The sequence below is a fragment of the Pseudoxanthomonas sp. F11 genome (assembly GCF_037046485.1).
Classification (GTDB): Bacteria; Pseudomonadota; Gammaproteobacteria; order Xanthomonadales; family Xanthomonadaceae; genus Pseudoxanthomonas_A.
The window spans coordinates 372985-396357 of sequence record NZ_JBANLZ010000004.1 but is presented as its reverse complement, the minus strand read 5'-3'; the positions used below and the strand labels follow the sequence as shown (position 1 = coordinate 396357).

At 68.6% G+C, this 23373-nt stretch carries 20 protein-coding genes; 11 read left to right on the top strand and 9 right to left on the bottom strand.

Annotated elements, in window-relative coordinates; genetic code table 11:
• Positions 1 to 70 precede the first annotated feature (70 nt).
• From V8246_RS14670 to flgL, 7 genes are all read left to right on the top strand, one after another.
• Positions 71 to 823 (top strand): flagellar basal body rod protein FlgF, encoded by a 753-nt coding sequence (locus tag V8246_RS14670; protein ID WP_336189850.1) that lies wholly within the window; start codon positions 71 to 73, stop codon positions 821 to 823.
• A gap of 1001 nt (positions 824 to 1824) precedes the next feature.
• Positions 1825 to 2610 (top strand): flagellar basal-body rod protein FlgG, encoded by a 786-nt coding sequence (flgG, locus tag V8246_RS14665; protein ID WP_185896369.1) that lies wholly within the window; start codon positions 1825 to 1827, stop codon positions 2608 to 2610.
• Positions 2611 to 2632: 22 nt separating this feature from the next.
• The gene (gene flgH / locus V8246_RS14660; protein ID WP_336189849.1) at positions 2633 to 3319 is read left to right on the top strand and encodes a flagellar basal body L-ring protein FlgH; all 687 of its coding nucleotides are present in this window, start codon (positions 2633 to 2635) and stop codon (positions 3317 to 3319) included.
• A gap of 8 nt (positions 3320 to 3327) precedes the next feature.
• Entirely contained in the window at positions 3328 to 4509 is a 1182-nt protein-coding gene (locus V8246_RS14655; protein WP_336189848.1) for a flagellar basal body P-ring protein FlgI, read from the top strand.
• Positions 4510 to 4693: 184 nt separating this feature from the next.
• Complete coding sequence (gene flgJ, locus V8246_RS14650; RefSeq protein ID WP_336189874.1) at positions 4694 to 5746, top strand: flagellar assembly peptidoglycan hydrolase FlgJ; 1053 nt, start codon at positions 4694 to 4696, stop codon at positions 5744 to 5746.
• 14 nt (positions 5747 to 5760) lie between these two features.
• Positions 5761 to 7641, top strand: a complete 1881-nt coding sequence (flgK, locus tag V8246_RS14645) for a flagellar hook-associated protein FlgK (protein ID WP_336189847.1) — start codon at positions 5761 to 5763, stop codon at positions 7639 to 7641.
• A complete protein-coding gene (gene flgL / locus V8246_RS14640) occupies positions 7638 to 8840 on the top strand; it encodes a flagellar hook-associated protein FlgL (protein ID WP_336189846.1) in 1203 nt (400 codons plus the stop codon). The genes flgK and flgL overlap by 4 nt, the downstream gene beginning before the upstream one ends.
• Positions 8841 to 9038: 198 nt before the next feature.
• Here the strand turns inward: flgL and V8246_RS14635 are convergent, their stop codons facing one another.
• From V8246_RS14635 to lexA, 5 genes are read right to left on the bottom strand one after another with little or no spacing between them, the layout of a single operon-like run.
• Positions 9039 to 9632, bottom strand: a complete 594-nt coding sequence (locus V8246_RS14635; RefSeq protein ID WP_336189845.1) for an alpha-ketoglutarate-dependent dioxygenase AlkB — start codon at positions 9630 to 9632, stop codon at positions 9039 to 9041.
• 7 nt (positions 9633 to 9639) lie between these two features.
• On the bottom strand, positions 9640 to 12888 hold the full coding sequence (locus V8246_RS14630; protein WP_336189843.1) for an error-prone DNA polymerase: 3249 nt from the start codon (positions 12886 to 12888) through the stop codon (positions 9640 to 9642).
• Positions 12885 to 14303, bottom strand: coding sequence for a DNA polymerase Y family protein (locus tag V8246_RS14625; protein ID WP_336189842.1), 1419 nt, complete (start codon positions 14301 to 14303; stop codon positions 12885 to 12887). The genes V8246_RS14630 and V8246_RS14625 overlap by 4 nt, the downstream gene beginning before the upstream one ends.
• Positions 14304 to 14312: 9 nt before the next feature.
• The gene (gene imuA, locus V8246_RS14620; protein WP_162110341.1) at positions 14313 to 14939 is read right to left on the bottom strand and encodes a translesion DNA synthesis-associated protein ImuA; all 627 of its coding nucleotides are present in this window, start codon (positions 14937 to 14939) and stop codon (positions 14313 to 14315) included.
• A gap of 1 nt (position 14940) precedes the next feature.
• Positions 14941 to 15546 carry a transcriptional repressor LexA gene (gene lexA, locus V8246_RS14615; RefSeq protein ID WP_336189841.1) on the bottom strand — a complete coding sequence of 202 codons (606 nt, stop codon included), beginning with the start codon at positions 15544 to 15546 and terminating at the stop codon, positions 14941 to 14943.
• A gap of 111 nt (positions 15547 to 15657) precedes the next feature.
• On the opposite strand from lexA, the gene V8246_RS14610 reads away from it, so the two are divergent.
• Both V8246_RS14610 and V8246_RS14605 read left to right on the top strand, forming a co-directional pair.
• Entirely contained in the window at positions 15658 to 15879 is a 222-nt protein-coding gene (locus V8246_RS14610) for an AbrB/MazE/SpoVT family DNA-binding domain-containing protein (RefSeq protein WP_336189840.1), read from the top strand.
• 10 nt (positions 15880 to 15889) lie between these two features.
• Positions 15890 to 16318, top strand: coding sequence for a type II toxin-antitoxin system death-on-curing family toxin (locus V8246_RS14605; RefSeq protein ID WP_162110344.1), 429 nt, complete (start codon positions 15890 to 15892; stop codon positions 16316 to 16318).
• A 218-nt stretch (positions 16319 to 16536) separates the two neighbouring features.
• Here V8246_RS14605 and V8246_RS14600 read toward each other — a convergent pair whose 3' ends face one another.
• From V8246_RS14600 to V8246_RS14585, 4 genes are all read right to left on the bottom strand, one after another.
• Positions 16537 to 17658 carry an HDOD domain-containing protein gene (locus V8246_RS14600; RefSeq protein ID WP_336189839.1) on the bottom strand — a complete coding sequence of 374 codons (1122 nt, stop codon included), beginning with the start codon at positions 17656 to 17658 and terminating at the stop codon, positions 16537 to 16539.
• A gap of 169 nt (positions 17659 to 17827) precedes the next feature.
• Positions 17828 to 18652 carry a hypothetical protein gene (locus V8246_RS14595; RefSeq protein ID WP_336189838.1) on the bottom strand — a complete coding sequence of 275 codons (825 nt, stop codon included), beginning with the start codon at positions 18650 to 18652 and terminating at the stop codon, positions 17828 to 17830.
• Positions 18653 to 18735: 83 nt separating this feature from the next.
• Positions 18736 to 19605: a ribonuclease H-like domain-containing protein gene (locus tag V8246_RS14590; RefSeq protein ID WP_336189837.1), complete on the bottom strand. Its 870-nt coding sequence runs from the start codon at positions 19603 to 19605 to the stop codon at positions 18736 to 18738.
• Positions 19602 to 22022, bottom strand: coding sequence for a DEAD/DEAH box helicase (locus tag V8246_RS14585; protein ID WP_336189836.1), 2421 nt, complete (start codon positions 22020 to 22022; stop codon positions 19602 to 19604). Before V8246_RS14585 ends, V8246_RS14590 begins: the two co-directional genes overlap by 4 nt.
• Before the next feature lie 174 nt (positions 22023 to 22196).
• On the opposite strand from V8246_RS14585, the gene V8246_RS14580 reads away from it, so the two are divergent.
• On the top strand, positions 22197 to 22547 hold the full coding sequence (locus tag V8246_RS14580; protein ID WP_336189835.1) for a hypothetical protein: 351 nt from the start codon (positions 22197 to 22199) through the stop codon (positions 22545 to 22547).
• Between the two features lie 274 nt (positions 22548 to 22821).
• Positions 22822 to 23298, top strand: coding sequence for a hypothetical protein (locus V8246_RS14575; protein WP_336189834.1), 477 nt, complete (start codon positions 22822 to 22824; stop codon positions 23296 to 23298).
• Positions 23299 to 23373: the final 75 nt, after the last annotated feature.

Sequence of the window (23373 nt, the reverse complement as noted above, 5' to 3'; positions counted from 1 at the left end):
CACTCGCTGAACGCACTCCTCCGCTTCTCCTCACTTCTCACTCCTCTCTACTCACTTCTGGCCCTTCCCCATGGACAAAGCCCTCTACGTCGCCATGACCGGCGCCCGCGCTTCGCTGCAGGCGCAGGGCACCGTGTCGCACAACTTGGCCAATGTGGACACCAAGGGATTCAAGGCCGCACTGGCCGGCACGGAAGCCTTCAAGATCCAGGGCCAGGGCTTCCCCTCGCGCGTGGACGCGGTGCTGATCGATCCCGGCTTCGATGGCCGCACCGGTTCGCAGATGGTCACAGGCCGTTCGCTGGACATCTCGCTGCAGCCGAACCGCTGGCTGGCCGTACAGGCCGCGGACGGCGGCACGGCCTACACACGCAACGGCGAGCTGAGCGTGACCCCGAACGGCCAGCTGGTCACGGCAGGCGGCCGCGCGGTGCTGGACGACAATGGCAATCCCATCGCGGTGCCGCCGGCGCAGTCCATCGATGTCGGCGCCGACGGCACGGTGTCGATCATCCCGCAGGGCGAAGGCCCGCAGACGATGGCCGTGGTCGGCCGCATGCGCATCGTGGAAGCGGCGCAGTCGCAACTCACCCGCGGCGGCGACGGCCTGATGCGCCCCTCCGATCCACAGGCTCCGGCCCTGGCGCCCGCCACCGGCAACAGTCTGACGGTCGGTGTGCTGGAAGGCAGCAACGTGGATGCGGCCGGCGCGCTGGTGCAGATGATCCAGTTGCAACGCCAGTTCGAAATGCAGGTGAAGGTGATCCGCAGCGGCGACGAGATGGCGCAGTCGTCGAACCAGCTGCTGCGCCTAGGCGGCTGATGCTCGTAAGCCCTTCTCTCTGCATTGGGAGCCCCTCTCCCTCCGGCAACCGAAGGAAGTCCCTGTGGGAGAGAGGGGTTGGGGTAAGGGGCAACGAAGACCGTTCCCTTCCCGATTTCTGGCATCAACCACGGCCGCGATTGGCTTGGGTTGGATGGCCTTGCGGGACGGGTTTTCTGTTGCCTTTAGATGGTGCCGCTCGCCGTGGGGGCCCTACTTTTCTTTGCTTGTGCAAAGAAAAGTAGGCAAAAGAAACACCCCCCGGCGGTCCGCCCGCCGCTGCGCGGCGGGTGCGCAGTCCCGGTGGGAATTTTCGGACGGGGCATCCTGCCCCGGCCGAAAAAGGCGCACGTCCTGTGCGCCGCCCCTACGGGGTTTTGCCCGCCGGGACTGCCGGACCTAAGGGGCCCCAAGAGCCGCGCCTGACGGATCGCCGCGCGTCTTTGCTGTTGATGTTGCCTTCGGGTCCCCATGAGGCGCGGCGAGTGGGTCGGGTAAAACCCGAAGGGCGCCGTCATGGATGACGGCGTTTCCGTATGGCACAGGGATGTGCCTTACGGAAATTCCCGGCCCGCTCGCGGACCCGAAGCGCGCAGCGCGGAGGGCGTGCCGCCTGGGGTGTGTTTCTTTTGCCTACTTTTCTTTGCACAAGCAAAGAAAAGTAGGGCCCCCGCGGCAGGCGGCGCCATGCTGGCAAGTTAGGCAACCATCCCGTTAGGCCCTGAAAGCAAGAGCGGCAGCGTGCCTCTCGAAAGGTCCAATGTCCGCACGGACGGTGGACTCCGTTGCCCCTCACAACCCCTATCCCGATGGGAGAGGGGTTAAGGCCCGGGTCCGCCGGTTTTCCGCCACACCTCCGCCGCGACCGGAAACCCCGTCCCACTTCGACGCGGATCCCGGCGCCAGAACCACGACACCCATTCCGGCACAGGACTTGCCTGAGAGGAGGCGAGGAACCGCATCGCGCGGCTCCGCCCTTTCCACCAGCGAGGAACCACGCCATGAACCAGGCCCTCTGGGTCGCCAAGACCGGACTGGACGCGCAACAGACGCGCATGTCCGTGGTCTCCAACAACCTGGCCAACACCAACACCACCGGGTTCAAGCGCGACCGCGCCAGCTTCGAAGACCTGCTTTACCAACAGGTCCGCCAGCCCGGCGGCTCCACGTCCTCCCAGACCCAGTTGCCCTCCGGCCTGCAACTCGGCACCGGCGTGCGCGTCGTATCCACCTCCAAGGATTTCCAGCAGGGCAACCCGCAGCAGACCGGACGCTCGCTGGACGTGATGGTGAATGGCCGCGGCTTCTTCGAAGTGCTGCTGCCCGACGGCTCGCCGGCCTACACGCGCGACGGCTCGTTCCAGATCAACGCGCAGGGCGAGCTGGTCACCAACAGCGGCTATCCCGTCCAGCCCGGCATCCAGGTGCCCGAGGGCGCGCAGTCCATGACCATCGGCAACGACGGCACCGTCAGCGTGACCATGGCCGGCCAGGCCCAGGCGCTGGAAATCGGTTCGCTGACGCTGACCGACTTCGTCAATCCGTCCGGCCTGCAGGCCAAGGGCGAGAACCTCTACGTCGAAACCACCGCCTCCGGTCCCGCGCAGAACGGGACGCCCGGCCTCAACGGCCTGGGCAGCCTGGTGCAGGGCTCGCTGGAAGGCTCCAACGTCAACGTGGTGGAAGAGCTGGTCAGCATGATCGAAACCCAGCGCGCCTACGAGATGAACGCCAAGGCCATCTCCACCACCGACTCGATGTTGGGCTACCTCAACAACAACGTCTGATCCACGCATTCCGGGATTCGCCATGAAGCGCACCACGTCCGCCACTTCCCTCGCCTGCGCGCTGCTCCTGCTGCCGGGCTGCGCGCGCTACTACGGCGACGTGCGACCGTACGCGCCGATGCAACCCATCCAGCCGGTGGTCGCCGTGCAGGCACCCGCCACGGCCGGCTCCCTCTACCGCGCCGGCCCGGGCCTGAACCTGTACGCCGACCGCCGTGCGCGCGACGTGGGCGACCTGCTGACGATCAACCTGGTGGAGAACACGGCCGCACAGACCTCGGCCACCACCTCGGTGGACAAGCAGAGCGAGGTCAGCCTGGCCGCGCCGAACATCGCCGGTGCGCCGGTCACCTTGAACGGACGCGACCTCCTGAGCGCATCGGTCAACGGCGACCGCGGTTTCAGCGGCGCGGGCAACAGTGCACAGAGCAACCGGCTGCAGGGCAGCGTGACGGTCACCGTGATCCAGCGCCTGCCCAACGGCAACCTGGTCGTGCAGGGGCAGAAGAACATGCGCCTGAACCAGGGCGACGAACTGGTGCAGATCCAGGGCATCGTGCGTCCGGCCGACATCAACCCGGACAACACCATCTCCTCCGGCAAGGTCGCCGACGCGCGTATCGCCTACGGCGGCCGCGGCGCGATCGCGCAGTCCAACTCCATGGGCTGGCTGGGCCGCTTCTTCAACTCGCCGATCTTCCCGAACTGAGCGCCGCCATGCACCCGCCGAACTCCGAACGTTCCAGCGACGCACCGGCGAAGAAGCCGCGCCGCATCGACACCTACACGCTGCTGGGCCTGCTGGCCTGGATCGGCCTGGTGCTGATCTGCCTGGCGCCGGCCGCACGCGCCGAGCGCATCAAGGACCTGGCCCAGGTCGGCGGCGTGCGCAGCAACCCGCTGGTCGGCTACGGCCTGGTCGTGGGCCTGGATGGCACCGGCGACCGCACCAGCCAGGCGCCTTTCACCGTGCAGAGCCTGAAGAACATGCTGGGCGAGCTGGGCGTCAATGTCCCGGCCAACGTCAATCCGCAGCTGAAGAACGTCGCCGCCGTGGCCATCCACGCCGACCTGCCGGCCTTCGCCAAGCCGGGCCAGCCGATCGACATCACCGTGTCCTCCATCGGCAACGCCACCTCGCTGCGCGGCGGCAGTCTGCTGATGGCGCCGCTGCGCGGCGCAGACGGTGAGGTCTACGCCATCGCCCAGGGCAACCTGGTGGTCGGCGGATTCGGGGCGCAGGGACGCGACGGTTCGCGGGTGTCGGTCAACGTGCCCAGCGTGGGCCGCATTCCCAACGGCGCGACCGTCGAGCGCGCGATCCCCAACGCGCTGGACAGTGGCGAAGGCACCATCACGCTCAACCTGCACCGCGCCGACTTCACCACGGTGTCGCGCATGGTCGCTGCACTGGACCAGAGCTTCGGCAGCGGCAGCGCCTACGCCGTCGACGCCGTGACCGTCGCCGTGCGCGCGCCGGCCGACGTGTCGCGCCGGGTGAATTTCCTCGCCCAGGTCGAGAACCTGGAATTGACGCCCGGTAGCGCGCCGGCCAAGGTCATCGTCAACGCCCGCACCGGCACGGTCGTGATCGGCGCGCAGGTGCAGGTGATGCCGGCCGCGGTCACGCACGGCTCGCTGACGGTGACGATCACCGAATCGGCCAACGTCAGCCAGCCGAACGAATTCTCGCGTGGCGGCCAGACGGTGGTGACGCCGCAGTCCAGCGTGTCGGTCAGCCAGGAAGGCAACCGCATGTTCAAGTTCGAGGGCGGCACCTCGCTGGACGAGATCGTCCGCGCGGTGAACGAAGTCGGCGCTGCGCCCGGCGACCTGATCGCGATCCTGGAAGCCCTGAAGCAGGCCGGCGCCTTGCGCGCGGAGCTCGAGGTGATCTGATGGGAGCCGGGATTCGCCATTCGGGATTGGGGATGCGTGTCGTGCGCTTCGCGCACGGCGCAAGGCCCTGCCCGACATGCGGAGTTGCTTTGGCACAGGGCTTGCCTGACCCCAGACGCGGCAACGTTTTCCCGAATCCCGAATCCCTCCTCCCCAATCCCGGCCCCTGACTGCCATGGCCAGCATGCCCATCGGAACGCTGAATCCCTCGCTGCCGCTGGCCGACGCCGGCGGCAAGCCGGACGACGCGCGCATCCACGAGGTCGCGCGCAAGCTCGAGGGCCAGTTCGCGCAGATGATGATCAAGTGCATGCGCGAAGCGGGTTTCGGCGACTCGCTGTTTCCCGGCGAGAACCAGATCTTCCGCGACATGTACGACCAGCAGATCGCCACGGCGATGTCGCAGGGCCGCGGCCTGGGCCTGGCCCCGATGATCGCGCGCCAGCTGGGTGCCACCGACGCGGCCACGCCCGCGGTGCCGGCCACCACCGCGCTGTCGGCCTACAAGCGGCTGCTGCCGGGCACCGATGCCGATTCGATGCTCGATGCGATCGCCGGTCGCGGCATCGGCAGCAGCGCGCATGCGTCGTCCGGTGTGCCGGACACGATCACGCTGGACACCATCACCGTGCGCCCCGACGCGGCGTGTGACGAGGTCGAACAGGTCGCCTCGGCCGATCCGGCCAAGTACGCCCGCAATACGCCCGAACGCTTCGTCGCCGAGATCTGGGGCCACGCGCAGAAGGCCGCGAAGGAACTCGGCGTCGATCCGCGCGCGCTGGTCGCGCAGGCGGCGCTGGAGACCGGCTGGGGCAAGCGCCAGATCAAGACCGGCGAAGGCGGCAGCGCGCACAACCTGTTCGGCATCAAGGCCACCGGCTGGAAGGGCGAGCGCGCCCGCACGGCCACGCACGAATACGTCGACGGCGTGAAGCGCACCGAGACCGCGGATTTCCGGGCCTACGCCTCTCCCGCCGAGAGCTTCGCCGATTACGTGCGGCTGCTGAAGAACAACCCGCGCTACCAGCAGGCGCTGGCGGCCGGCAAGGACATCGCCGGCTTCGCGCGCGGCCTGCAGCGCGCTGGCTATGCCACCGACCCGACCTACGCCAACAAGATCGCCTCCATCGCCCACGGCCCCACCCTGGGCAAGGTGCTGTCGGCCATCGGCACCACGGTAGCCGGCCCGGTCGGCAATGCGGTGGGCAACGCCATCGGCAACGCGCTGCGGCGCTGACCAGGGGATAACGCATGTCCAATCTTCTCGCCACCGGCAGCAGCGCCCTGATCGCTTTCCAGCGCGCGCTGTCGACCGTCGGCCACAACGTGGCCAACATCAACACGCCGGGCTATTCGCGCCAGCGGGTGGAGTTCGAAGCCCGCGACGCCACCTATTTCGGCTACGGCTACCAGGGCAACGGCGTGCAGATCGTCGACGTGCGCCGGATGGCCGACTCGCTGGCGACCTCGCGCCTGCTCGACAGCGGCGGCGAGCTGGCGCGGCTGCAGCAGCTGTCCACGCTGTCCTCGCGCCTGGACCAGCTGTTCTCCGAGAAGGCCACCGGCATCAGCGCGCCGTGGTCCAGCTTCTTCGATTCGGTCAACGCGCTGTCGTCCAATGCCGCGGGCTCGGCCGATCGCGAAAGCGTGCTCGCGCAGGCCAACGCGCTGGTCACGCGCTTCCGCCAGATCGACCAGCATCTGGACAGCCTGGATATCGAGGTGAACGCGGGCCTGACGGCGGCGACCGACGAGGTGAACCGGCTGGCCAAGGAGATCGCCCAGCTCAACGGACAGATCGGTGGCAGCACCCGCCCGTCGGGCGACCTGCTGGACCGGCGCGACCAGCTGATCAGCGAACTGGTCGCCTTCACCGGCGGCAATGCGGCCACCCAGGACGGCGGCCTGGTGAACGTGTTCAGTGCGGGCGGCCAGCCTCTGGTGGTCGGTGCCACCGCCAGCACGCTGGTGACCGTACCCGACCCGTACCGTCCGGAACGGCTGCAGGTGGCGCTGGAAACCAACGGCCAACGCGTGACCCTCGACAAGCGCGCGCTGGGCGGCCAGATCGGCGGCCTGGTGGAGTTCCGCACCACGGTGCTGGACCCGGCGATGGCCGAACTCGGCCGCATCGCCACGTCGCTGGCGCAGACCTTCAACGAAGGCCACCGCGCAGGCATGGACCAGTACGGTCAGATGGGTGCGGACTTCTTCACCTTGCCCGCGCCCCGCCTTTCCTCCAACGCCAACAACACTGGCAACGCCAGCCTGACGACGTCCGTGGGCAGCGTAGCCGGCCTGAACGCGCAGAACGTGCTGCTGCGCTTCGACGGCGCGGCCTGGGTAGCCACCCACCCCGACACCGGCGCCAGCATCCCGATGACGGGCACCGGCACCGCCGCCGATCCGCTGGTGGTGAACGGCATCGAGGTGGTGCTCGCCTCCGGCACACCGGCGGCCAATGACCGCTTCCTGCTGCAGCCCACCGCCGGCGCCGCCGGCAACCTGGGCGTGGCGATCACCGATCCCGGCCGCATCGCGGCGGCCACGCCGGTGAAGGCGACGACCGACCTGGCCAATACCGGCAGCGGCAAGCTCAGCGGCCTCAAGGTCACCGACGCTGCCAACGCCGGTCTGCTGGCGCCGGCCGACATCGAATTCATCGACGCCACCCAGTACACGATCAACGGCACCGGTCCGTTCGCCTACACGCCGGGCCAGACCATCGCCTACAACGGCTGGAGCGTGGTGCTGGATGGCGCGCCCGCCGCCGGCGACACCTTCAGCGTGGGCCCGACCGGCGCGAATTCCAGCGACAACGGCAACGCCAAGCTACTGTCCAACCTCGACGACGCGCGCGTGCTCAATGGCGGCACGCTGACCCTCAACGGCGCCATCGGCGGCCTGACCACCCAGGTCGGTTCGGCGGCGCGCCAGGCCGACTACTCCGCGCAGGCCCAGCAGGTGATCCACGACCAGGCGCAGGCCGCGCGCGATGCGGTGTCCGGCGTCAACCTGGACGAGGAAGCCGCCGACCTGATGCGCCTGCAGCAGGCCTACCAGGCGGCGTCGCAGATCATCGCCACCGCCGACACCCTCTTCCAGTCCCTCCTGGCCGCGACCCGCCGATGAACTACCGCATCTCCACCGGCATGATGTACCAGCAGTCGATCACCACGATGCTGGCCAAGCAGGCGAAGCTGGCGCATACGCAACAGCAGCTCGCCAGCGGCCAGCGCCTGGTCACCGCCAAGGACGATCCGGTCGCCGCCGGCACCGCCGTCGGCCTGGACCGCGCCGTGGCCGAACTGGAACGCTTCGGCATGAACGCCAGCGCCGTGCAGAACCGATTGGGCCTGCAGGAGAACGCGCTCACCCAGGTCGGCGACGCGATGGCACGCGTCAACGAACTGGTCATCCAGGCCAACAACGCCGCCATGGGCGAAGACAGCCGCAAGGCGATCAGCACCGAACTGAAGGCGATCTACGCCGGCCTGCTGGACCTGGCCAACAGCACCGATGGCGCCGGACGGTACCTGTTCGGTGGCACGAGCGACGGCAGCGCGCCGTTCGCGATCGCCGGCGGCAGCGTGATCTACAGCGGCGACCAGACCCAGCGGCAGGTGGAAGTGGCGCCGGACATGTTCGTCGCCGACACCCTGCCCGGCAGCGAGGTGTTCCTGCGCCTGCGCACCGGCGACGGCCGCATCGACGGCCAGCCGGCCGCGGGCAATACCGGTACCGGCCTGCTGATGGGCTTCGGCGTGACCGATTCCACGGCCTGGGACGGAGGCACCTACACCCTGAGCTTCGGCGCGGGCGACACCTATCAGGTGACCGACGCCGGAGGTACCGTCGTCACCACCGGCACCTACGCCAAGGGCGAGAGCATCGCCTTCGCGGGCGTGCAGATGCGGATCGAAGGGCAGCCGGCCAACGGCGACAGCTTCACCCTCGGCCCGGCCGGCTCGCGCGACATCTTCGCCACCGTGCAGGGGCTGATTACCACGCTGGACACCAACCCCACCACCGATGCGCAGCGCGCCGCCATGCAGAACGCCCTGCAGGCCGCGATGCGCGACGTCGCCACCGCACAGAGCAAAATGATCGACGCGCGCGCCAGCGGCGGTGCGCAGCTGTCGGCCATCGACGATGCGGCGGCGCTGCGCGAAGCCAACAACGTCACCCTGCAGGGCACGCTGTCCACCCTGCGCGACCTGGACTGGGCCGAGGCCATCGGCCGCTACCAGATGGAGAGCACCGCGCTGCAGGCCGCGCAGACGGTCTTCATGCAGATGCAGTCGCTGTCGCTGTTCAAGCTGATGGGCTGACCGCCCTTCTCCTTTTCATGCAGTCCTTCCCCTCACTCTGCGATGCCCACGCGGCGATTTTTTGGCTTTCTGTAGGAGCGACGTAAGTCGCGACCGCACACCTGGTGAGCCGTGACGCGGAATTTGAGCGTGCTTGAGACACGTTCCTGACCACGATCCTCCGCGGTCGCGACTCACGTCGCTCCTACAAGCTTCCCCTCAGACCGGCCTCACCCGGAACACCACGCTGATCCGCGGCCCCTGCGCGCGACGCGTCTTCGGGATGCCGTGCTCATGCGTACTCTGCGAGGCATGGCTCATCGACAGCACGCTGCCCGGCGCCAGATCCACTGCCAGGGTCTCGCGGCGGCCTTCGCGGGCACGGATCAGCATCCGCCGCGGCGCACCCAGCGATACCAGGGTGATCGGATGGCCGGCCGCCACCGTATGCAGCTTGTCGCCGTGCATGGCGACGCTGTCGTGGCCGTCGCGGTAGAGGTTCATGCCGATGCGCGTATAGGGCGCAGGCGCCCTCGCCTGCACGCAGGCCAGCAGGTGCGCCAGCGGCAGGCCCGGCGGCAGCGCATCCACGGCATAGTTCGCCAGCAGCCGCGGCACGTCGACGATGCGGTCGTACATCGGACGCTGCAGGTGCGTCCAGGCTGCGCCCGCGTGCAGCAGGTCGAACCAGCGTTGTGCGGTCGCGGCGTCGATGGCATCCGGCCAGTAACGGATGCCACCTTCGGCGTCGTCCACCAGTTGCACCCTTTCGGGCGCGAACAGGTCATCGGCGAGGGCGGACAGGGCGCGCATGAGGGGCTCAGTGGAAATCGCGCGAACTGGCCTGCAGTTCGCCCAGCAGATGGCTGAAATCGTGCAGGTCGTGGGCGATCAGGTGCTGCACGCCGTCCACGTGCTCCCAGCGTCCGCGCACGCCCAGCAGACGCGCGCCGAGCAGAGCCTTGCGCCGACGCTCGGCGATGCGCGGCCAGACCACCACGTTGACCACCCCATGCTCGTCTTCCAGGGTGACGAAGATGACGCCGCTGGCCGTCCCCGGACGCTGGCGCTGGGTGACGATGCCGGCCGCATGCACCCCGCGCCCGTGCGGCAGGTCCTGCAGCTGGCGCGAATCCACCACGCGTTGCCGGCGCAGGCGTTCGCGCAACAGCGACATCGGATGCGTACCCAGCGTCAGCCCGGTCATGCGGTAATCCGACAGTACGTCCTCGCCCCGCGTCGGTGCCGGCAGCGCGATATCGTCCTCCTCCGGACTGCCCGGCAGCAGCGGGCGCTGGCGCTCGATGCCGGCGACGGCCCAGCGCGCCGTGTGGCGATGGCCGGCCAGCGACTGCAGTGCGCCCGCTTCGGCCAGCGCGCTGCGCGCCTTCTCGTCGAGATGGGCGCGCAGGCACAGGTCGCGCACATCGGTGAAAGGTCGCTGTGCGCGAGCGGCCATGATCGCCTTGCCCACCGTTTCCGATAAGCCGCTGACCTGGCGGAAACCGAGACGCACCGCGGCTTGTCCTCCTCGAACGGCCTCGCTTCGCATCCGGCCACCTTCCAGCGTGTTGTCCCAGTCGCTGCGGGCCACGTCCACGGGTCGAACCTCAACACGCGGCCGCCCCGCCGGATGACCCCGCCGCGCGTCCTGCACGATCTGGCTGGCCGAATAGAACCCCATCGGCTGCGCATTGAGCAGCGCGCAGACAAAAGCGGCCGGCTCGTGCCGCTTCAGCCAGCAGCTGATGTAGACCAGCTTGGCGAAGGACGCCGCATGGCTCTGCGGGAAGCCGTAGGAACCGAAGCCCTTGATCTGCTCGAAGATCTGGTCGATGAACTCCGAGGAGTAATCCTTGTCCTCCATCAGCCGGCGGATCTTCTCGCGATGCGGCTGCATGTCCCCGCCCCGGCCCCATGCCGCCATCGAACGGCGCAGGCCGTCGGCCTCCGACGGCGTGTAGCCCGCATGGATCACCAGTTCCATCACCTGCTCCTGGAACAGCGGGATGCCCAGCGTGTTGCCGAGGATGGCCTCGATGCCTTCGGACGGATACGTCACCGGATCCTTCCCCTGCCGACGCCGCAGGTACGGATGCACCATGCCGCCCTGGATGGGGCCGGGACGCACGATGGCGACCTCGATCACCAGGTCGTAGAAATTCCTGGGCTTCAACCGCGGCAGCATGCTCATCTGCGCGCGCGACTCGATCTGGAACACACCCACCGTGTCGGCGGCCTGGATCATGGCGTAGGTAGGCTCGTCTCCTGCGGGCGGCTCGTGCGCAAGATCGATCGTGTAACCGCGATGCTTGGCCACCAGCTCCACCGCCTTCTGGATGCAGGTCAACATGCCGAGGGCCAGGCAATCGACCTTCAGCAGCTTCATCGTCTCCAGGTCGTCCTTGTCCCACTGGATGATGGTGCGGTCGGCCATCGCCGCGTTCTCCACCGGCACGACCTCGGACAGCGGCCCGTCGTTGATGACGAAACCGCCGACATGCTGGGAAAGGTGGCGCGGATGGCCGCGCAGCTGCGCCGTCACTGCCATTACGCGACGGATCAGCGGATTATCCGGATCGAAGCCGGCTTCCCGCAGGCGCTGTTCCATCGGCGTCTCGCCGTTGCCCCAGCCGAAGCATTCGGCCAGCAGCGCGATCTGGTCCGGCGGCAGGCCGAAGGCCTTGGCGACATCGCGCACCGCGCTTTTGCCGCGATAGCGGATGACGGTGGCGGCCAGTGCCGCGCGACGGCGGCCGTACTTGCCGTAGACGTACTGCAACACTTCCTCGCGCCGGGCATGCTCGAAGTCCACGTCGATGTCCGGCGGTTCGTTGCGCTCCTCTGAAAGGAACCGCGCCATCAGCAACCGGCTCTCCCCGGGATTCACCACGGTGATGCCCAGGGCGTAGCACACGGCGGAATTGGCCGAAGAGCCACGACCCTGGCAGAGGATGCCCTGCGATTTGGCGAAACGGACGATGTCCTCCACCGTCAGGAAGAACGCTTCGTACTTCAACCGGGCGATGAGGGCGAGCTCGTCGTCGATCTGCGCGGCGATCGCGGGCGGCACGCCGTCCTTCCAGCGTTCGCGCATTCCCCGTTCGGTCAGCACGCGCAGCCAGCTGGCCGGCGTGTGGCCGTCCGGCACCAGTTCGGCCGGATATTTGTACTTCACCTCCTCCATCGAGAAGGTGCAGCGCCGTGCCAACGCGGCCGCCCCTTCGAGCAACGCATGCGGATGGATGTTGCCCAACGCCCGGCGCGTACGCAGGTGGCGTTCGCCGTTGCGGAACAGGTGCCCGCCGCATTCGGCCAGCGGCAGCGCATGGCGGATCGCCGTCATCGTGTCCTGCAGCACGCGTTGCCGGCGCATGTCCATGTGCACGTCGCCGGCCGCCACGGCCGTAATCGACAGCCGCGCCGACAGTTCGAGAAGCTGCTGCAGGCGCGCGGCATCGTCCTGTTCGCGGTGCAGCTCCACCGCCAGATGCGTGCGCGCGCCGAAGATCTGCCGCAGCCAGCGCCCCTGCGCTTCGTCAGGCACGCGCGCCGGTACCCACAGCGCGAACAGCCCGCCGGCCTCAGGGTCGCCGTCTCCCAGCACGCGCTCCATGTCCTGTCGCGTCAACGCATACGCGCCCTTGGGGCTCGCGCGACGCGCGGTGGTGATCAGCTCGCACAGGCGCACGTACCCCGCCAGGGTTTCCACCAGCAGCACGCACTTCAAGCCGCACTTCAAGGTGAACTCGCTGCCGACGATCAGTTTCAGCCCGGTGGCGCGCGAGGCCTCCAGTCCGCGCACGATGCCGGCCAGCGAGCATTCGTCGGTGATCGCCAGCGCCTCGTAGCCACAATGCTTGGCGCGGACGAACAACTCCTCCGCACTGGAAGCGCCACGCAGGAAGGAGAAATCCGACAAGCAATGCAGTTCGGCATAGGCCGGCAGGCCGTCATCGACCGGCGCGTCGTCATTGGCCGCCGCATGCGCCCGCAGCCGATGCGCGGTCTCCCAGGCGCGCGGAACGTGCGCGCCCGGGTAGTCGCCGCGTCCCTCATCGCGACTCATGCGAACCACCCGTGCAACATCCAGCCGTCCCGCTCGCCCGGCGGCGCGAAGGCCCAGGCGCGCTGGCCCTGCGAGGTTTCCAGCACGTAGTAGTCGCGGCGCGCGTCCTCACCATCCCACCAGCCGCTTTCCAGCCGCTCCGGCCCGGACACGATGCGCGGATGCGGATCGCGCAGCGGCACCGGTTGCGGCAGCAGCCAGGTCGGGCGGGGCGGACGCAGGGGCGCCTGTTCGATGCGCCCGCCATCGCCCTGCACACGTCGCCATGCGCGTTCCGGGCGCGGATCGCCGGCCGGGGCCACGCGATGTACCGCTTCGTCGCCCAGGCGCGCACGCAGGCGTTCGCGCAATTGCGGCCACGGCAGTTGCTGTTGCGGTCGCGTATCGAACAGATCGCGCGCGGCCGGCACGAACGGCGGCAGTTCGCGCGCGAGCAGACGCACGCCCACCACCGGTTGCGCGATCTGCACGCGCTCCAGACGGTTGCGGGTCAGTTCGAACAGTATGGCCGGCTCGCGCTCGGCGGCCAGCAGCCCTATCTCGACATCGGTGTGGCCTTTTTCGTGTTCAAGGCGCAGCACGAAGCGCTGCACGCCGCCGTCGCGGATGGACAGGTAGGTGCACAGGTCGCCGATCAGCCGGCGCAGCGGGAACAGCAGCGCCATGTGGCTCTCGACCTCGTAGCCGAGCTCGATGCGTGCATCGAAGTGGTCCGGCGGCGCGTAGTACGCCAGCGGATCGTCGGCCTGGCCGTACAACCGGTCCAGGTGCTCCAGCACCGGCAGGCCGAAGCGGCGCCGCAGGCTGTCGCGCGGCAGGCCGCGCAGCGTGCGCAGGTCGCGGATGCCCATGCGGTGCAGGCGTTCGCCGGCGTCGTCCGGCAGGCGCGCACGGCGCACCGGTACGCGGTCCAGCATCTCCATCATCGCTGCCGGCTGCATCACCGCCAGGCCATCGCGCAGGCCGGCGAACACATGCGCCGCGCGCGGCGTGGGCGCCAGCGCGAGACGATGCTGGAAACCCAGCAGACCGAGTTCCTCGCGTAACCGCGCCTCGATACGCGGCCAGGGCCCCAGCAGGCGGAAGCTGGCGCGCACCTCCAGCACCAGGCAGCCCGGCCACTGCGCGCTGACCAGCGAACTGTGGCGGTACGCCCAGGCGGCGAGGAAGCGCTGCCAGCGCGCTTCGGCCGAGGGGTCGTATTCGACCATCGCGAACTCCGGCAGCAGCGCGTGCGCGGCGGTCAGGCGCATGCCCGCCCGCAGGCCCGCCTGCGCGGCCGACGCATTCACTGCCTGCAGGGTGCGCAACTGCGCGGTGCCGCCGACCAGCGCCAGCGGTGCGTCGGGATCAGGCAGACGCCGGAGGACGGCATCCAGCGCCAGCTGCGGCAGCAGTACACAGGCCCAGAGCATCGATAGGCCTCAATGCGCGACCAGCGCGAAGGGTTGCGCAGGCGCCGGACCACCGCGGCATTTGCGCACCCGCCATTGCGTACCGCCCTGCGCATCGCGGGTGGCTTCCACACGCAGCGCGGCCGCCGAGGGATTGGCCGCATGGCGACGATCGCGCAGCGCGAAGCCCAGGCATTCGCCACTGTCGGCCGCCACCTGCAGCCGGCGCAGCGCCGGCCCGTCGGCGTGCGCTGGCCAGCCCAGCACGGCCGCACAGGCGCCACTGCGCAGGCATTGTTCGAAGGCCCACAATGCATCGCGTGGCGCGGCTTCCACGATTTCCAGCAGCGCCAGATCCACGCCGGCGGCCTGCCAGGCCGGCGCATACGGAATGTACGGCGGCGCGATCACCGCCACGGCGCTGCCGGCCTGGGTCAGACGCGCCAGCGTCGGCAACAGCAGCGCCAGTTCGCCCACGCCGTCGGCGGGCAGCAGCAGTTCGGTCAGGGCGCGGCGGGGCCAGCCGCCTTGCGGCAGCAGCGCGTCCAGCGCGGTATGCCCGGTGGGTTCGCCATCGGCGGCGATCGCCGCACTGCGGCCCGCGTGCCATAGCGTGCGCGCGGCCAGCAGCGTATCGAGGGCGACGACGGCACCCATCTCAACCCCGGCGCACCAGGCCGCAGTACACGCCTTCGATGGCGAAGTCCTGCCCCGACTGCACCTCGATGGGCGCGTGCGCGGGATTGCGCGGCAGCAGGCGGATGCGGCGACGTTCGCGCTGCAGGCGCTTGATGGTCAGTTCGCCATCGATGCGCGCCACGACGGTCTGTCCGTCGCGCGCCTCTGGCGTGCGGTGCACGCCGACCAGGTCGCCATCGACGATGCCGTCGTCGATCATCGAATCGCCCTGCACCTTCAACAGGTAATCGGGTTGCGGCGAGAACAGCCGGCGGTCCAGCCACAGCTGTTCGTCCAGGCCGATGTCGGCCCCGATCGGCTGGCCGGCGGCCACCCGCCCCAATACGGGCAGCGGCAGCAGGTCCGCCATGCCGCCCGGCAGGCGCAGGCCACGCTTCTGGCCGGGCGCCTGCTCCAGCAGGCCATCGGCGACCAGCGCCTGCACATGCTTCTGTGCGGCATTACGCGAAGCGAAGCCGAAGACCCCGGCAATGTCCGCCAGACTGGGCGCGCGTCCGGCTGCCAGTTCCCGGCGCAGGAAGGCCAGGACGGCGGCACGTTGGGGGGGAAGGTCGACGGGGTTCATGGGTGTACATTTGTACACCCTAAGGTCTCACATGGCGAGAAAGACATGCGGCTTGCCTCCCAGCCCCACACATCTCAATATAACTATGGTTATAACGCCAAGGAGGCGACCATGAAGCTCAAGATCACCACGGTCGGCAACTCTGCCGGCGTCATCCTGCCCAAGGATCTCCTGGCACGCCTCCGCCTGAAAAAAGGCGATGAACTCCACGCGCTCGAAACCCCGGACGGCATCCGCCTGACGGTCTACGACCCCACCCTCGCCGAGCAGATGGAGGTGGCCGAGCAGGTGATGCGCAGCCGCCGCACCTTGCTTCACAAGCTGGCCCAATGAAGCAGCCCGGATGATCGTCTGGATCAGCCGGGCCTTGGCCTTGGCCATCCATGACCGGCAATTGGCCGAGCATGGCGGCGCGACCGGCATCCGCGACGAGGGCTTGCTGGAATCGGCGCTCGCGCGTCCCAGGCAGCTGCATACCGACGGGCAACCCGCGCCGGATCTGGCCGATCTGGCGGCCGCCACGGCCTTCGGCCTGGCGCGCAACCATCCCTTCGTGGACGGCAACAAACGCATGGCGGCCGTGGCCTGCGAAGTCTTCCTCGGGCTCAATGGCGCCACGTTGTCGGCGGAAGACCACGAGCTCTATCCGCTGTATCTGGGCCTATCGGAAGGCAGTCTCGGCGAAGCCGACTTCGCCGCGTGGCTACGCCCCCGGATCATCGCAAAGGCTCCAGGCAAGGTGCAGGAACCCTCTCCCGCCTACCGTCCCTGACGGCGACACACTCACCGTCGTCCCAGCGAAAGCGGGGACCCACTTTGCCTTTACCTTCCGACATACGGAAGGAGGGTCATCACCTGGGGCAATGGATTCCAGCTTGCGCTGGAATGACGGCAAGCCAGTGAGCGCACGGATTCGGATACGCCAGCCCCGTCGTCCCAGCGAAAGCTGGGACCCATCCTGCCGTTGCTTTTCCTGTCGCGGATGAAGCGTCAGGCGGCCTGTTCCTCGGCGCGCTCGACCATGGTCTCGGCCATCTGGCGCCAGCTGGGCAGCTGGTCCAGCACGCCCAGCGACTTCAGGTAGCTCTCGTCCACCGGCTCGTTGCTGGCCAGTGCGCCGGCCACATGCACGGCACCGGGCACCCAGAAGCTGCGCAGGCTGGAGCGCTGCGGCTGGCGATGGAACGCCACCGCCTCGACGATGGGCATCGGCAGGCCCCACAGGCCCAGCAGGTAGGCGCCGGCCTCGGTATGGCCGGGGCGGTCGTCGTCATCGGCCACCGGCGTGTCGCGCTCGTCGCGCACGCCCGGCAGCAGCAGGCCGATGTCGGCCAGCAGCGCAGCGGTGGCGCCGAGTTCGGAGCTGGTGCGCGGCAGGATCTTCGCGGCCAGGCGCGAGGCCAGCAGCGCACGGTGCTGCAGGGCGGTGCGGTCCACGCTGGAGGCGGTCTTCATCGAGAAGACTTCGCTGGCCAGCACCAGGTCGCGCAGCGTGCCCAGGCCCAGCCGCGTGACGGCCGCGCGCAGATCGGTGATCGCGCGCCCGTTGGAGAAGTAGGCCGAATTGCACAGCTGCAGCACCTTGGCGGCGATGGCCGGATCGCCCGCCACCAGCTTGGCGATGTCGTTGGCGGTGCCCTCGTCCTCCTCCAGCGCGCGCGTCAGCGCGAAGTACAGGTGCGGCGGCGACGGCAGGTGTTCGACGCGGCCGATGGCGCGGCGCAAGCGCGGGCTGTCCAGCAGGTCGCGCAGCTCCTCCAGGCTGTGGATCGCCTCCAGCACGGTTTCCGACGACAACGGCAGCGGCAGGAAGCGGTGCGCCACGCCGATCAGCTTGATCGGGGCCGCCAGGCTGTCGGTACTGCCTTCCAGCAGCGCGATGCGGATGGTCTCGGGACGCAGCGTGCGGATCTGCCCCAGCAGTGTGGCCGGCGGCAGATCGGCCAGCGTGGGCCCCACCATCACCACATCGACCGGACCGTTGGCCACCGCGAACATCGCCGACTTGCCGTCGGCCACCGTTTCCACGGTCCACTCGTCTCCCATGTCGCCGATGTAATCGGACAGATCGTCAGGCAGGCAGGCGGTATCGCCAACGTACAGAATGCGCAAAGCACTTCCCCTTGTTCGTGCAACCTTCAACACGCGCCCTGCTCGCAGGACACGGACCGGATGAAATCTAGCAAGGGTGTCGGCCGCGGCGGCGCATTCTTGAGACGCGATGCGGGGAATGCGCAGTCCTTCACACTCCACTGTCGGTGGATCCCCGACATGCGGCCCTTCAGAAGCGCAGTTTCCCCAGCAACTGCGGTCCCCGGTTGCCGAGCTTGAGATTGCCATCGAAACGGGAACGCGCGAAATCGAGGTCCACGTGGTTGTAGTTGTAGCGCAGCGAAAACCCGAAACGCTCCCAGGGGAAGTACTCCAGTTCCACCTGCGCATCCATCGCATCCCCGGTGACGTTGCCGCCGTTCTTGCGCGTATAGGCCAGGGATGCACCCCAGCGCCACCGCGAGGACAGCACATGGGCGTACTCCGCACGCAGCATCGGCGCCCAGGCGTCTTCCGACAGGTCGTTCGCGTACGCCACCGGCGTGCCACCGACGGTGGCCGCCGCATCCAGGTCGGCGGCGATGTCGTAGCGCATCGCGCCCAGGCCGATGCCGAGGGCACGCCTGCCGTCCTGCAGGAACATCCAGGTGTACGACACACCGGTGATGTCCAGATCCAGTCGGCCGGTGAAGGCGGCATCCACCGGGTACGTGTTGTCGCCGATCTCCAGATCGCGATCCAGCAAGCGCGCGCTGGCGTCCTCGTAGTCGTAACCGAACGCATCCAGCGTGTGGTGGCGCGCCTGGCCGAAGCTTCCGCCGATGCGCCATGCCCATGCATCCTGCCGGCCGACGAATCCCAGGTCACGCTGGAAATCGACGTTTGTGCCGAGCGAACCATCGCTGGCGTCCCAGCGCGTGTCCAGGTCGTGGTCGGCCCGGTAGCGTCCCGCGGCCAGATAGAAGCGATCCACCGCAGGAAGCGTGTCCTGGGCAAGGACAGGGGATGGCAGGCCTGCGCAGGCCAGTAGTCCGAGGGCAACGGTACGGTGCATGGGACGACTCCCGTGGCGGAGAACAGGCGTACGTCGTGATCGGCAGCCCGACCGGGCCAGCATCCGCCGGAGGCCGGAAGGGGTCAAGATGGATCGCCGGCGAACGGCCGCTGCGTATCCGTTCCCCCGCCCGCCGGCTGCGCGAGATGCAGCAGCAGGTGCGCCAGCGTCACCACGTCCTGGAAGTTGTGCTGCAGCACCCGCCGCAGCAGGCCGGCATCGCCCCCGCGCAGGTACTGCAGCCATGCGCCGGGCGCTTCCGAACCGGGGAGGTCGTCTTCGCGCACGATGCCGAGCGCGCGGCGTTCGATGGTCGCCAGCCGGCAGTTCTCCCAGACGCCGCGGTAGCGGCGGCGCGTGGGGAACAGCAGATCGAGATGCTCGATGCCGGCCAGCGGGGTGCCCTGCCGCGCCAGTCGATAGCGTGCGGCCAGCAGCGGCGCGTCGTAGCAGCGGCCGTTGTAGCTGACCAGGCGCGTGCCCTCCGCCAGCCAGCGCGAGAATTCGCGCAGCATCGCCGGCTCGGCCGACAGGTGGGTGATCAGCAGCTGGCGCACGCGCAGTCCCCCGGGCACGAAATCCGACGCCCCCACCATGAAGGCGCGCGTGCCCGTGCCGCCGGACAGACCGGTGGTCTCGGTATCGAAGAACAGCATGTTGGCCGTGGGGAGCATGCCTGTCCGGGCGAACGTACCGTCGACCTGCGTCCCAACCCCGTCGAACGCCAGGACCTGCTCCAGTCGCAGCAGACCCGGAGCGATCTCGTCGCCCGGCAGCGCGCGATCGCAGGCGCGTGCGGGGACGGCAGGTTGCGAGCGCTCGCGGATGCCCAGCATGCGACGCAGTGCCGGCAACGGGTCATGCGGCGGCGGCAGCGGCGCGGACGGCGACACGCCGCTGCCGTGCCCGGCCTGGCGACGCAGCCGCTGCAGTTTCTCCAGGCTGACGCTCATGCGGCGTCCAGCAGCTGCAGTACGCGTGCCGCCAGCGTACGCGGCGTGGTTTCGGCGTCCTCGTCGTTGGCCAGTACCGGACCGACACAGGCCGGACATCCTGCCCGGCAGTCGCAGGCCGAGACCAGTTGCGCGGCGCGCTGCACCAGTTCGCGCTGCCGTCGCCACAAGGGCTCGCTCAGGCCGATGCCGCCAGGGTAGTTGTCGTACAGGTACGCGGTGGGGATGAAACGGTCCCCCGACACCGGCGACAGCACCTGGCTTTCGGTGCCGCGCAACTGGCCACGCCCCTGGGCATCCGGCAGAGCGAACCAGGCCCCGTCGCCATCGCCCACCGCCTTCTGCAGGTCGCGTCCTTCGGCCATCACGGCGACGGTGGCGGCGATGTGCAGCGCGTACGCTGCGCCGAGGAAGCCGTCCAGCGCGTCCTGCCTCGATTCGAAGGACGATTCCAGCAGCGCCGGCGGCAGCTGCCACCACACGCTGGTGGTATGCATCTCCTGGTCGGGCAGGTTCACCGGGCCATAGCCGATGTTCTCGTGCGTGTAGTAGCGGATCTTCTTGTACCCGGCCACGCGGCGCACCACATGCACCTCGCCGTGGTGGCAGGTGCCCTGCCCGGCGATGCAGCCATCGAAGCGCTCCAGCACCTTGAGCTTGGTGTAGTCGATGGCGTCGGTGTAGTAGTCCACGTGGGTGCGGGTGACGTAGGCCTTGCGTCCTTCCCAGTCCAGCCGCTCCACCTGGTAGGGCGTGGACTGGATCATGTGGATGGCCCCTTCGTACAGCGTCAACGGCACGCCGCTGAAATCGACCTCGGCGATGATCGCCTGGCGGCCATCGGTACGGTCCACCACGACGAAGTTGCCGTCGGCCACCGACCGCAGGCTGACCGCGTTAGCCGGATAGCTGTCGGCGATCCACTCGTAACGGTCGCCTTCGCGATGCACCACGCTGTCTTCGTCGAGCAGCTGCAGGAACGGGGAAGGATCGACCGGGCCGAACGGTTCGCCGGCGAGGAACGGCAGCTCGAAGGCCGCGCAGCGGATGTGATCCAGCAGGATCATCGGCTGGTCCGGCGCGATGCGCGCATGCTCCGGCGGGCTGTCGGCGAAGAACTCGGGATGCCGCACCACGTACTGGTCCAATGGCTGCGAACTGGCCACCAGGATGCCCAGCGACGCCTGCTGCCGTCGCCCCGCGCGTCCGAAGCGCTGCCACGTCGCCGCGATGGAGCCCGGATAGCCGTTCAGCACCACCGCATCTAGGCTGCCGATGTCCACGCCCAGCTCCAGCGCCGAGGTGGACACGATGCCGTCCACGCGCCCGTCGCGCATCGCACGCTCGGCCTCGCGCCGCTCGGTGGGCAGGTAGCCGCCGCGGTAGGCGCGGATGCGTGCCGGCAGTCGCGGATCACTGTCGAACACGTCCTTCAGGTACTTGGTCAGCACCTCGACCATGGTGCGCGACTGGGCGAACACCAGCGTCTTCAGCCCGGCCTTGATCGCCAGCCTTGCGATGCGGTTGCTCTGCGAACGGGCCGACGCGCGCAGGCCCAGGTCGGGATTGACCACCGGCGGATTCCACAACAGCACATGCTTCTCGCCCGTCGGTGCGCCTGACTCGGTGATCGCGTGCACCGGCAGTTCCAGCAGCGCTTCCGCGTGCGCCTGCGGATTGCCGATGGTGGCCGAGCAGACGATGAACTGCGGGGTGGCGCCGTAGAACGCGCAGATCCGCTTCAACCGTCGCAGTACGTTGGCCACGTGGCTGCCGAACACGCCACGATAGGTATGCACTTCGTCGATCACCACGTAGCGCAGGTTCTCGAAGAACTGCGCCCACTTGGTGTGGTGCGGCAGGATGGCCTGATGCAGCATGTCCGGGTTGCTGACCACGATGTCCCCATGCAGGCGGATGGCCTGGCGGGCATCGCCCGGGGTGTCGCCATCGAAGGTGAACGCCTTCAGGCCCAGGTCGCCGGCCCTGCTCAGATCCAGCAGCTCGGCCACCTGGTCCTGCGCCAGCGCCTTGGTCGGGAACAGGTACAGCGCCTTGCCTTTGCGCGACAGCGCCGAGGCCACCACCGGCAACGTGTAGCACAGCGACTTGCCGGAGGCCGTGGGCGTGACCACCGCCAGGTGATCGCCGCCCTGCGCATGTCGCCACGCCTCGGCCTGGTGCGAGTACAGCCGTTCGATGCCGCGGCTGCGCAGGGCCACGGCCAGTGCGGCCGGCAGGTCGTCGGGAAGCGCCTCGTAGCGCCCTTCCCGCGCAGGAATGACGAACTGTCCGGTGACGCGGTCGCGGTACTTGCCCGCCAGTCGCTCGGCCAGCCCGCGCCCATCGGCAGGGGTTGCGGGCAGGAGTGCGGCCTCGTCGGCCTGGCGTCGGATAAGCGCGGTCTGGGCGGGCATGTCGGGCTCTCGATGATGCCGCTCATATGACGCCTCGTGCGTCTCAGCCGCTGAGACTGACCGGCGACTGATCGGGATGCGTGGCCTCAGCTTCGTGATCGGCCATTGAAGGCATTTCTCACCCTCGGGTAACGGTTTGCGCGATACCACTGCCGGCGTCACCGGAGAATCCGCATGGACCCCCATCTCTATCACGCACAACTGCACACGCTGCGACAGGCGCCCCGCTCCCCTCTCGTCCAGGACGATGCATTTGCCGCTTTCACGGCGTACGACTATGGCCGGCGCAGGCGCCTGCACCCGGATGTGGGCTGGGAAGATGCCTGCCGGGTCTACGCGTTCGCCGCCGCGTCCTACGCCGAGCACGCAGGCACGCTCGACCTGGACACCGAACTGCGCCTGGAGGACCAGTGGGACCGCCTGCGCGGGGATGCCGGCCCGGAGTGGCCTGTCGCACGCACGCTGCTGCGCGAAGCCTGGCGCTGGTTGGACGAACACGCTCCGGTCGCGCCACGCACGCATTGACCCAGGCCGCTCATGACGGGACGACGAACGGTTGGCCGTTCGTCGCGAGGGCGGTCGTGTTCATGGGCGCAGGGGCGACAACAACGACAAGAACCGGCAAGGGCGTGACCACGCGCCTCCCTGGGGAGGAAGGGGTGACGCGTTGCCACAGGGGGCCTTGCGACAGCATCCGCTGCCGCGATGGGCAGGCGCACGCGGCTGTCATGGCATTGCAAGCCGCGCTTCATCCGACGGGTCCACCTTCGGCCAGGTCTTGCGCCATGGAGGCGAAGCCATGCCCCGCCCGCCCGATCCGTTCGCTCATGCCTGGACGGACACCACCATGCCGTGCGCCGTGATCGACATCCAGTCCGAACTGCGCTTCTGGGAGGACACCTTCGCGTGCCAGCCCTTCCACCGGCCCGGAACGCCGTTCCGCTGCTACGTCCCCACGCTCAAGTTCGCGTACGACACCTACCTGCTCTCGCGCAGACGCTCGCTGCAGGAACTCCTGCCCACGCTCCCCGCGCGGTACGACGCCGCCATCGTGCGCGGCACCCGCCTGGACTGGCCCTGGGCCAGGGCGATCATCGAACGCGTGTGGGCACGGCTCAACGCACCGCTGGAAGAGGATCCACCCCTGTTCGCTCTGCCGCCGGCGCTGCTGGAAGAGCGCGCCCTGCTTGACCGCGCCATGCAACGACGAAGCCATGTTCACGCCACCATGGCAAACGTGAACGAAAAAGGCCCTACGCGGTTAAATACGCGTTAGAACGCCCTTTATTTCACTTAAGCATCACTGCCCGGAACAAAAACTTCGCCGGTCACCACCACATCGACACGGGGA